The 9,788-nt window shown below is 60.8% G+C and carries 11 protein-coding genes; 6 read left to right on the forward strand and 5 right to left on the reverse strand.

Annotated features, from left to right (window positions below; all coding sequences use genetic code 11):
* Positions 1-49: 49 nt before the first annotated feature.
* The 3 genes from MKZ91_RS21850 to rfbF are packed head-to-tail and all read right to left on the reverse strand — an operon-like array spanning position 50 to position 3,122.
* Entirely contained in the window at positions 50-1,282 is a 1,233-nt protein-coding gene (locus tag MKZ91_RS21850) for a class I SAM-dependent methyltransferase (protein ID WP_336173131.1), read from the reverse strand.
* Positions 1,283-1,290: 8 nt separating this feature from the next.
* On the reverse strand, positions 1,291-2,358 hold the full coding sequence (gene rfbG, locus MKZ91_RS21855; protein ID WP_336173132.1) for a CDP-glucose 4,6-dehydratase: 1,068 nt from the start codon (positions 2,356-2,358) through the stop codon (positions 1,291-1,293).
* Entirely contained in the window at positions 2,355-3,122 is a 768-nt protein-coding gene (gene rfbF / locus MKZ91_RS21860) for a glucose-1-phosphate cytidylyltransferase (RefSeq protein ID WP_336173133.1), read from the reverse strand. The genes rfbG and rfbF overlap by 4 nt, the downstream gene beginning before the upstream one ends.
* Positions 3,123-3,443: 321 nt before the next feature.
* On the opposite strand from rfbF, the gene MKZ91_RS21865 reads away from it, so the two are divergent.
* A complete protein-coding gene (locus MKZ91_RS21865; protein ID WP_336173145.1) occupies positions 3,444-4,286 on the forward strand; it encodes a glycosyltransferase family 2 protein in 843 nt (280 codons plus the stop codon).
* Positions 4,287-4,299: 13 nt separating this feature from the next.
* On the opposite strand, the gene rfbC is transcribed toward MKZ91_RS21865, so the two are convergent.
* Positions 4,300-4,833, reverse strand: a complete 534-nt coding sequence (gene rfbC / locus MKZ91_RS21870; RefSeq protein ID WP_336173134.1) for a dTDP-4-dehydrorhamnose 3,5-epimerase — start codon at positions 4,831-4,833, stop codon at positions 4,300-4,302.
* A gap of 231 nt (positions 4,834-5,064) precedes the next feature.
* On the opposite strand from rfbC, the gene MKZ91_RS21875 reads away from it, so the two are divergent.
* The 5 genes from MKZ91_RS21875 (at position 5,065) to MKZ91_RS21895 (ending at position 8,930) form a co-directional block, all read left to right on the forward strand.
* Positions 5,065-5,874 carry an NAD-dependent epimerase/dehydratase family protein gene (locus MKZ91_RS21875; protein WP_336173146.1) on the forward strand — a complete coding sequence of 270 codons (810 nt, stop codon included), beginning with the start codon at positions 5,065-5,067 and terminating at the stop codon, positions 5,872-5,874.
* Positions 5,875-5,897: 23 nt separating this feature from the next.
* Positions 5,898-6,965 (forward strand): class I SAM-dependent methyltransferase, encoded by a 1,068-nt coding sequence (locus MKZ91_RS21880; protein ID WP_336173135.1) that lies wholly within the window; start codon positions 5,898-5,900, stop codon positions 6,963-6,965.
* Positions 6,958-7,728, forward strand: a complete 771-nt coding sequence (locus MKZ91_RS21885) for a cephalosporin hydroxylase family protein (RefSeq protein ID WP_336173136.1) — start codon at positions 6,958-6,960, stop codon at positions 7,726-7,728. The genes MKZ91_RS21880 and MKZ91_RS21885 overlap by 8 nt, the downstream gene beginning before the upstream one ends.
* A gap of 203 nt (positions 7,729-7,931) precedes the next feature.
* Complete coding sequence (locus tag MKZ91_RS21890; RefSeq protein WP_336173147.1) at positions 7,932-8,402, forward strand: aminoacyl-tRNA deacylase; 471 nt, start codon at positions 7,932-7,934, stop codon at positions 8,400-8,402.
* A 189-nt stretch (positions 8,403-8,591) separates the two neighbouring features.
* Positions 8,592-8,930 (forward strand): hypothetical protein, encoded by a 339-nt coding sequence (locus tag MKZ91_RS21895; RefSeq protein ID WP_336173137.1) that lies wholly within the window; start codon positions 8,592-8,594, stop codon positions 8,928-8,930.
* A gap of 49 nt (positions 8,931-8,979) precedes the next feature.
* Here MKZ91_RS21895 and MKZ91_RS21900 read toward each other — a convergent pair whose 3' ends face one another.
* Positions 8,980-9,609 (reverse strand): TetR/AcrR family transcriptional regulator, encoded by a 630-nt coding sequence (locus MKZ91_RS21900; protein ID WP_336173138.1) that lies wholly within the window; start codon positions 9,607-9,609, stop codon positions 8,980-8,982.
* Between the last annotated feature and the right edge of the window lie 179 nt (positions 9,610-9,788).

Here is a 9,788-nt window from a genome sequence, read left to right on the forward strand (position 1 = left end):
GCCTAGAGGATGATGGTGGCGGGGAGTCGATGTTCCCCGCCAGTAGGGGTCAGATCATCCGAATTTCCGGGATGGCGACGACGAAGCGTCCGCCCCATTCGCGGATATAGGCGTTGTCCGCGACGATCTCGTCGGTGATGTTCCACGGCAGGATCACGAGATAATCGGGCTTCGCAGCCTTGATGTGGCTGGGAGCGTGCACCGGGATGTGGGTGCCGGGCAGGAGCTTGCCCTGCTTCAGATCGTTGCGGTCGACCGCGAAGGCGATCTCGCCGGGCTTGACGCCGCAGACATTGAGGAAGGTGTTGCCCTTGGCGGCGGCGCCGTAAGCGGCGACGGTCTTGCCTTCGGCCTTGGCGCGATCGAGAAATGCCCTGAAACCTTGGCAGACGCCGGCGATGCGCTTGTCGAAAGCTTCATAGGTTTCCATGCGCGTGAGACCCGCGGCCGTTTCGCTGGCGCGGACGGCAGCCAGCCTTTCGGTCGCCGCGCGCGTACCGCTCTCCAGTTGCGCAAACACACGCAGCGAGCCGCCATGTGTCGGCAGCTCCTCGACGTCGAATACCTTCAGGCCACAGCTCTTGAAGATACGTTCCACGGCAGCGAGCGACAGGTACGAATAGTGCTCGTGGTAGATCGTGTCGAACTGCATGCCTTCGATCAGTCGCAGCAGGTGCGGGAATTCGAAGGTCGAGACACCCTCCGGCTTCAACAGGATCGCAAAACCGCCGACGAAGTCGGCAATATCCGGCACATGTGCCAGCACATTGTTGGCGGCGGTCAGATCGGCGCGGATGCCGCGCGCGACCAGTTCGGTTGCGGTTTCCTTGCCGAAGAAGGCGACCTCGGTTGGAACGTTGCGCCCTTCGGCAATGCGCGCCGCGTTGGCGGCAGGCTCGATGCCGAGCACAGGCACGTCCTTGGCGACAAAATACTGCAGCAGGTAGCCGTCATTCGAAGCGACTTCGACGACCTGTGAAGTGCTGCCGAGACCGAAGCGCTCGGTCATCGCGTCGGCGTAGCGGCGGACGTGGTCGAGCCAGCTGGTCGAGAAGGACGAGAGGTAGGCATAGCCGTCGGTGAAGATCTCGTCGGCGGGCACCGTCTCGGTCGTCTGCACCAGCAGGCATTCCGAACAGACCATTGCCTTCAGCGGGAAGGCGCGTTCGCGCGCGATGGCTTCCTCGGTCGGTTCGAGGAACGAATTGGACCAGGGGGTCGATCCGAGATCGGCGACGACGGTGTTGAGCGGCGTCGAGCAGAAACGGCAATTGTGGGGCATCGAAGTCTTTAGCCTCTCATGAATGCATCGATTTGGCCGAACGACAGGTCGCGCGCGGCTGTGCCGCGGCGCCAGCCGTCATACCAGCGTGCGGTCCAGTCGATCGCCTGCTCCTGTGTCAGGCGGGCGGTCCAGGACAATGTTCTTTCGGCAAGCGCCGGATCGAGGCCGAGCGTCTGCATCTCGCGCGGCTGGTCCTCGGCAGAAGTGTCGCGCCACTCTGCGGGCAGGCCCATGGCCGTCTGGATCGCGGCGGCGACGTCCCGCACCGGTATCTGCCGCTCGGTGGGGGAAGGGCCGAAATTCAAGGCAGCACGATCGGTCTCGCCACGGTGAAGTGCTTCGGCAAAGACGAAGTAACCGTTGAGGCAGTCGAGCACGTGCTGCCAGGGCCGCGTTGCCATCGGGCTGCGGATGTCGAGTGTCTCGCCGGAGAGCGCCGCACGCACGATATCGGGAACCAGTCGGTCGACAGAGAAGTCGCCGCCGCCGAGCACGTTGCCGCCACGGGCGGTCGCAACCTTGATGCCGCGATCGCGCAGGAAGGAATCGCGCCAGGTCTGGACGACCAGTTCGCAGGCAGCCTTGGAACCAGAATAGGGATCATGACCGCCGAGCGCGGCATCCTCGGGGAAATGCCGGCCGCTTTCGTCGTTGCTATAGACCTTGTCGGTGGTGACAACGACGATCGTCTTCAGGGAGGGTGCCGAGCGGGCCGCCTCGAGCAGCCGCACGGTTCCCATCACGTTGACGTCGAAGGTTTCGACCGGCGTGCGGTAGCTTTCGCGAACCAGCGGCTGGGCCGCCATGTGCAGGATGATTTCGGGATCGCTGTCGCGCATCACCGCCGCGAGCGCGTCGCCGTTGCGGATGTCTTCCAGATGCTCGGAGGTGGTCTCCGCCGCTGCCAGCAAGGTGTGAAGGGAGGGCTCGGCAAGCGGCGGCAGAGCATACCCCGTGACCTCAGCCCCCATATGCGTCAGCCACAGCCGTGCCCAGCTGCCCTTGAAACCGGTGTGACCGGTCAGCAAGACGCGCTTTCCGGCCCAGAAGGCAGGGTTTGCCAGGCGGCTCATGCCCAGACTTTCCACGGTGCCGAGCCGCCCTGCCAGAGCTCTTCGAGCTGGGTCTTGTCGCGCAACGTATCCATCGGCCGCCAGAAGCCGTCATGCGCAAAGGCCATCAGCTGGCCATCCCGGGCGAGGCCTTCGAGCGGACCGGATTCGAAGGCGACATGGTCGCCTTCGATGCGGTCGAGCACCGAGCGATTGAGAACGAAGAAGCCGCCGTTGATGCGGCCGTTGTCGCCGGCCGGCTTTTCGATGAAGCTCTGAACCTTGTGATCGCTGATGGCGAGCGCGCCGTAACGTCCCGGCGGGACGACGCTGGTGACGGTGGCATCGCGGCCGTGGCTGCGGTGAAATTCGGTCAGGGCCTTGATGTCGACATTGGCAACACCGTCGCCATAGGTCAGGCAGAACGTATCGCCGAGATGGTCGGCGACGCGCTTCAGCCGCCCTCCGGTCATGGAATCGGTTCCGGTGTCCACCAGCGTCACGCGCCAGGGTTCCGCCTTGTTCGAATGAAACAGGGTTTCTCCCGTCGCCATGTCATAGGTGACGTCAGACTGGTGCAGGACGTAGTTCGAAAAATATTCCTTGATCATGTAGCCGCGATAGCCGAGGCAGATCACGAAATCATTGAAGCCGTAGTGGCTGTAGATCTTCATGATGTGCCAAAGGATCGGCCGGCCGCCGATCTCGATCATCGGCTTGGGCCGGAGATGGCTTTCTTCGGAAATCCGTGTGCCGTAACCACCGGCAAGAATGACGACTTTCATGCAACTGCCTCATAGCCGCGCGTGCGGTGCGCACCACGCATTTCTCCGCTTGAGATACCCACGCCACCTTGCGCGGGGATGGGCCGCGACACCTCGCAACGCAGGTGATCGGCCCGCGCGCGAACAGCAGACTTCTGGCGCGACGGGCGAGCGGAAACGCCGGCGTTCAATGCACGATTTGACCGCCTAAATCAATTGCCCGATGCCGCCAGATTGATCCCTCTGGCTTGGTCGGCAGGTGCTCGCACATTGCGTTTTGGGCGCGGCAGGTCTAGTCACCAACGGCCTAGAACAAAAATATGGTGCTGACGGCCGATGACGATGGAGCAGGCAGAGCTGGTGGTGGTCTTTCCCGTGTATAACGGCGCGAAGACCCTTTTGAAGAGCTTGGAATGTATCGCGAACCAGGACTTCGCCGCATTTCAGGCAATCATTCTGGAAAACTGTTCAACCGACGACACGCTGTCGATCGCGCAGGAGTTCTGTGACAAGGATAGCCGCTTCTCGGTCGTCCAGAATCCGGCTCATCTCAGCGCACAGGACAACTTCACCAAGGCGTTTGAATTGGGTGCGGCTAGCGGCAAGTTCTTTTGTCTGCGCGCTTGCGACGATTTCTCGTCGCCGGATTTCCTTGGTGCGCTCGTGGGCGCCTTGCGCCAGGACGAAGGCAAGATGGTTGCGGCCGGCTCGACCAAGATCATCGGCAAGGGCGCGCCGAAGATGAAGCATCCCGTATCGTCAGTCCTTGATTTCCGAAGGTCTTATGAGCAGGGGAAGGTTCCGAGAAACCTGACTTTCCCGGCGGAGTGGATCTATGGTGTCTTTCGTTCGGGCGCGCGCGACGTCATCGTCAGACGGTGGGTCGAGCTCAACAATCCCTGGTGCTCCGCTTCCTATGTGCTGGCGGAATTTATCGTTCGCGACCTCGTCGTCTACGTACCCGGCCCGACCTATGATTTCGTGGAAGGCTCAGGATCCGAGCAAAAATATGGAGCGAAGGCGTTCCGCGATCGGCTTCAGCAGCGGCTGAGATATACGTTTGGATGCTACAAGCTGGTTCATACCCTTCCGACCGCAGGCTTGGTGACGAAGCTAAAGTTCTTCCGCATGTGCTGGAACGATGCGCGCCGGAAAACGCGCTACAAACTTTTCTGGATTTTCTAGGCGAACAGAGGCGCTAAAGCAGGGGAAAGGCGCGATCGCGATCCGACATCTGGGTGACCGCCAGCGGCCAGGAAATGGCAAGGCGTGGGTCCAGCGGGTTGAGCCCGCCCTCGGCCTGCGGCGCGTAGGGTTTGTCATGCAGATAGATCAGTTCGCAGTTTTCGGTCAGGGTCTGGAAGCCGTGCGCGAAGCCGCCGGGGATCATCAGGGATCGGGCATTGTCGGCGCTTAAAATTTCGCCGTACCACTGAAGATAGGTCGGAGAATCCTGTCGCATATCAACAGCGACGTCGAAGACGGCGCCGGCAAGGCATGAAACGAATTTTGTTTCGTCATGCGGGGGCCGTTGGAAATGCATTCCCCGTATGGCGCCCTTCATTTGGGTCTTGGTGTGATTGATCTGGGCGATTGCGCCGTTTTCTCCAAACTCGGCAAGTTCCTCGCGGCAAAAGAAGCGCGAAAAGAATCCGCGTTCGTCACCCATCTGCTTTCGTTCGATGAGGGTCAGCCCGGCCAGCGGGGTGGCAATACGATTGAACCGCGTCATGTGTCCGAGCGTCCTTTGTCTGATTTCGTGATGAGAGCGCATGTGTTCATAGCGACGATGCATCCCGGATGAAATGGGGGCGGCCCGAAAGCCCCGAACAAGCTACTTCTCTTACTTGTCCGTCCAAAGCCGATAGAAACCGTTTGCGAAACAGCGAGCACGCGGCTTAGAACGCGCGGGACGGCAGGCGTAGGCGGGAAGGGATGAGAAGCATTGGCAAGTAAGGTCCTTGTGACTGGCGCTACCGGTTTCGTTGGTCGGCACGTCTTGCACCAGCTGGCGGAACGCGGTCTGGGCGTCACCGCCGTCGTGCGGGAAGGGAAGGAGCCGCTGGTGAGCGGGCTTCCAGGCCTCGATCGTATCGTGCCGAGCAGATCCCTCTTCGCGGAACCCGACGAATGGTGGCTGGACGCGCTCAAGGGCATCGATACGGTCATTCATCTCGCCTGGTATGTCGAAGCGGGGAAATACCTTGTGGCTCCGGAAAATCTGGATTGCCTCAGTGGAACGCTCAGGATGGCGAAATGTGCGGCTGCAAGCGGCGTTTGCCGGTTTGTCGGCATCGGCACGTGCTTCGAGTATGACCTCGCCGCGGGTCTCCTTTCGACCGATACGCCCTTGAAGCCAGCGACACCCTATGCCGGTGCGAAGGCCGCAGCATACATGGCGCTGTCGCAGTGGCTGCCGCAGAACAAGGTCGAATTCGCGTGGTGCCGGCTGTTCTATCTCTACGGGGAAGGGGAGGATGAGCGGCGTTTTGTTCCCTATCTCAGAAGCGCGCTCGCCGCCGGGCGTCAGGCGGATCTGACGCAGGGGAACCAGGTTCGCGATTTTCTCGATGTGCGCGAGGCGGCAAAGATGATTGTCGATACCGCGGCCGGCGATCACCAGGGGGCGGTCAATATCTGCTCCGGCGTGCCGGTCACCATCCGCGAGTTTGCGACAAGAATTGCTGATGAGTATGGTAGAAGAGATCTCCTGAATTTTGGTGGGAGGCCCGAAAACCTGGTCGATCCCCCATATCTGGTGGGGGTCAGGTGAGGCATATGGCTAAGGAAGCAGGCATGACTTCGACAGATGCGGTGCGGTTGTTGTACGAGCAGCAAGGGTTGCCGATTTTTCAAAACAGAATGTACGACACGGCGGAAGAAGCCATTGCTTCGCCGCGGGGCGATATGCGGCTCGTCGAGGATCTCAAATCCGGGCTCGTTCGCAACGACGCCTTTCGACCGGAGTTGATGATCTACGATACCAACTATCAGAACGAGCAGGGCGTCAGTCCGCTGTTTCGCAAGCATCTCGATGATGTTGCGGCCATCATTCACGACACGATGGGCGATGAGGAACTGGTGGAAGTCGGCTGCGGCAAGGGGCTCTTCCTGGAGCTGCTGTTGGAGCGGGGCGTCGATATCACCGGTTTCGACCCGGCCTATGAAGGCAGCAATCCGCGGGTTCGCCGCGAGTATTTCCAGCCTGGAAGCGGTATCGAGGCCAAGGGTCTGATCCTCAGGCACGTCCTTGAACACATCCCGAACCCGGTTTCGTTTCTGGAACAGCTGAAACAGGCCAATGGCGGGGGAGGAAAGATCTACATCGAAGTGCCCTGCTTCGACTGGATCTGCAACAATCGCGCCTGGTTCGACATCTTCTACGAACACGTCAATTACTTCCGGCTGTCCGATTTCCGTCGGATGTTCGGCAAGGTCGTGTCCAGCGGGCGGATCTTCGGCGGGCAGTATCTTTTCGTGGTTGCGGAACTCGACTCGCTGCGGCAGCCGATGCTGGAGGAAAATGATCGGGCCCAGTTGCCCGCGGATTTCACGCGCAAGCTCGACGCGATCGGTGGCTCAGAAGTTGAGCCGGCAGTCATCTGGGGCGGCGCGTCGAAGGGCGTCATCTTCTCGCTGCTTCGCATGCGGGCGGGCCTGCCGGTCAAGGCGGTCATCGACATCAATCCGGCAAAGCAGGGAAAGTACCTGCCCCTGACCGGGCTCAAGGTCCTTTCTCCGAGCGAGGCGCTGCCGACGCTGCCGAAGGGATCCAACATCTACGTGATGAACCGCAACTACATCGATGAAATTAGAACCATGTCAGATAACGCATTTGCTTATGTAGAGGTCGACCATGACTGAATTCCAGAACGAGATGGCCGGCCGGATCGCGGCAATCGCCGAGAACCGCGAGCTCAATGAAAGCGCGGCAGATTTTCTTCGCCAATCCATCGGTCCCAAATACTCCTACAACTTCCACTGGATGGGCCGGCCGATCATCCAGTACCCGCAAGACATGGTGGCGATGCAGGAGATCATCTGGGCAACGCGGCCCGACCTGGTGATCGAGACGGGAATTGCTCATGGCGGCTCGCTCATCCTCAGCGCCTCCATGCTCGCGCTGCTCGATATGCAGGATGCGATCGAGACGGGAACGTCGTTCGATCCGCGCCAGTCTTCCAGGAAGGTCCTGGGCATCGATATCGATATCCGCGCGCACAACCGGGCGGCAATCGAAGCGCATCCGATGGCGTCCCGGATCGAGATGATCCAGGGTTCGAGCATTGCGCAGGAGGTCATCGACCAGGTCAAGGCTTTCGCAAAGCCCTACTCGCGCATCCTCGTCTGCCTCGACAGCAACCACACGCATGATCACGTCCTCGCAGAGCTCGAGGCCTATGCTCCGCTGACGAGCGCCGGCAGCTACTGCGTCGTCTTCGATACCGTTGTCGAGGACTTGCCGTCCGAAGCCTATCCCGATCGGCCATGGGGCAAGGGCGACAATCCGAAAACGGCCGTATGGAAATACCTGGAAACGCATCCCGAATTCGAGATCGACCACTCCATCGACCAGAAGCTGATGATCACGGTTGCGCCGGATGGCTTCCTGAAGCGCCGGGCGTAGGTCGCGCGCCCACAGATAGTTTGCCCATCAAGGGCAGGTTGAGCACCCACGGCCTACGTGGGTGTTTTACGTTTGGCGGGTCCGCTGGCGGTTGGTGCCGATGGTGGTGCGCCGGATCGGCCGCAAGGCATCCCACATTGACTTCACCGGGGATGGGAGGAGAATGATCTTTCCGCGCCACCACGGAAGAAGGGGTGTCGACGATGACAATCGCCAGAAAACTTCAGGACTATATCGATGGTGCGGGTGTCGCCTACGACACCGTCGCCCATCATCGCACAGCCACCACGAGCCAGACGGCAAGGGCAGCGCATGTGCCCGGCAGCAGGCTTGCCAAATCCGTGGTCGTGCACCACGAAATGGGCTACGTGCTCGCCGTGGTTCCAAGTACCCATCGTGTCGAGCTTTCCACCTTGCAGGACGTCATGGACCGCCGTCTCGGCCTCGCCTCGGAAGAGGAGGTCTGCACCCTCTTTGCCGATTGCGACATCGGCGCGGTGCCGCCCGTCGGCTCAGCCTATGATGTGCCGGTGCTGCTCGACGAAAGCCTGGGCGAGGTGAACGACGTCTACTTCGAAGGCGGCGATCACAGGACGCTGGTGCATATGAGCGGACAGAACTTCCGTAACCTGATGAAGGATGCACAGGTCGCCCGTTTCAGCCACCGGGCATGACGTTCGGGTATTGAGGCGCTCAAGTGCCGGCGATGCCTCGGCAGCGCTGGTGCGCGAGGCTTGTCTTGTGCGAGTTCGATCGCCAACCAGCGGTCGAATTGCGTCGGCCGGACAGTGCATACGGATCTTGTCAAAGCCGACACTTGGCTGCACCATTGAACGACAGGCAGCCAGTTGCCGGGTTGGAGGATGACGCACATGACGTCCAGGACTTTGACCAGATCTTCAGCGGTACTCGCGGTTGCAGTCGCTGCACAGGCCTTGAGTTCCAACGCTTTGGCACAGGACGGTATTCTCGATCAGTTTCCTCTTGTCGTTACCTGCGAGTACAAGGGCACGCAGCACGTCTTTTATCTCTCCAGGGTAACGGCAGACGGTACGGCAACTTATCTGGCCAACACCGATTTTGCCGGTACGATCACTCTGACCGGAGTGGCGAAGGCCGTTGGCGCCGAACAGGCCGGAAGCTGCCTCGGCAAGACGCTCCAGGATCTGCGGGCGTCAGGTCAGGCGCGGGATGTCAAGTAGGGACCGTCTGCGATGGGTTGCCAGCCAAGGACGCTTGCGGCTGGCGCCTTCACGGACGGCTTGTTCTTGCGGCTGCGCCATAGCGTAGCCCATCTAGCAGCAGTTTCAGCATGCGATCCGTGTAGTCCGGCCCGGCGTCATAGGTGGGGACACAGAGGCTTGCGACGGCGCGAAGCAGGTCGTTCGGCTTGACGTCGTCGCGCACCTCCTGCACCGCGATTGCCGCGTCAAGCAGTCCTTGCAGCGCCGGTCGAAGCCGTGCCTCGAAATAGACTGGAAGTCCCTCGTAGGCGGGATCGCCGGAGTGAAGTGCGGCCGCAAGCCCGCGCTTGGCCGCGATGAATTCGACGTAGCGGTTCATCCAGCCAGCCAGCGCCGCGAAAGGTTCGTTCCTCGCCGCCAGAACGGCGGCGGCATCGGCACAGGCGTCGATCTCGCGCTTGAAGACGGCCTTGACCAGATCCGAGCGTTGCGGGAAGTGGCGATAGAGCGTACCGACACCGACGCCAGCCTCTTTCGCGATCTCGCGCACCGGTGCGTCCACGCCGGAAGCAGCAAATATCCTCATCGCCGCCTTCAGCAGCTCGTCCAGATTGCGGCGCGCATCGGCGCGTACCTGCCTTTTCTCGGGCGATGCATCGCCCTGCGCATGGGGGCCGGATTCTCGATTACTGCGCATACGTTTTCTCTGTTGATAAACGGAACCTTGTTCCGTATAAATGGAACAAGGTTCCGGATACCTCCTTACATCAACAGCGCGCGGTTGACCACAGTTTGATCCAAGGAGGTGGCATGAAAGAGACCGCGTCCGCTGAGAGAACGGATCACTGAGATGCCGGTGATGATTGAGGGACAGCC

The sequence above is a fragment of the Ensifer sp. MJa1 genome, assembly GCF_037026475.1.
Lineage (GTDB): Bacteria > Pseudomonadota > Alphaproteobacteria > Rhizobiales > Rhizobiaceae > Ensifer.

Coding starts and splice junctions, on each gene's coding strand:
- MKZ91_RS21850 (WP_336173131.1), bottom strand. CDS start 1,282: ATGCCCCACAATTGCCGTTTCTGCTCGACGCCGCTCAACACCGTCGTC.
- rfbG (WP_336173132.1), bottom strand. CDS start 2,358: ATGAGCCGCCTGGCAAACCCTGCCTTCTGGGCCGGAAAGCGCGTCTTG.
- rfbF (WP_336173133.1), bottom strand. CDS start 3,122: ATGAAAGTCGTCATTCTTGCCGGTGGTTACGGCACACGGATTTCCGAA.
- MKZ91_RS21865 (WP_336173145.1), top strand. CDS start 3,444: ATGGAGCAGGCAGAGCTGGTGGTGGTCTTTCCCGTGTATAACGGCGCG.
- rfbC (WP_336173134.1), bottom strand. CDS start 4,833: ATGACGCGGTTCAATCGTATTGCCACCCCGCTGGCCGGGCTGACCCTC.
- MKZ91_RS21880 (WP_336173135.1), top strand. CDS start 5,898: ATGACTTCGACAGATGCGGTGCGGTTGTTGTACGAGCAGCAAGGGTTG.
- MKZ91_RS21885 (WP_336173136.1), top strand. CDS start 6,958: ATGACTGAATTCCAGAACGAGATGGCCGGCCGGATCGCGGCAATCGCC.
- MKZ91_RS21890 (WP_336173147.1), top strand. CDS start 7,932: ATGACAATCGCCAGAAAACTTCAGGACTATATCGATGGTGCGGGTGTC.
- MKZ91_RS21895 (WP_336173137.1), top strand. CDS start 8,592: ATGACGCACATGACGTCCAGGACTTTGACCAGATCTTCAGCGGTACTC.
- MKZ91_RS21900 (WP_336173138.1), bottom strand. CDS start 9,609: ATGCGCAGTAATCGAGAATCCGGCCCCCATGCGCAGGGCGATGCATCG.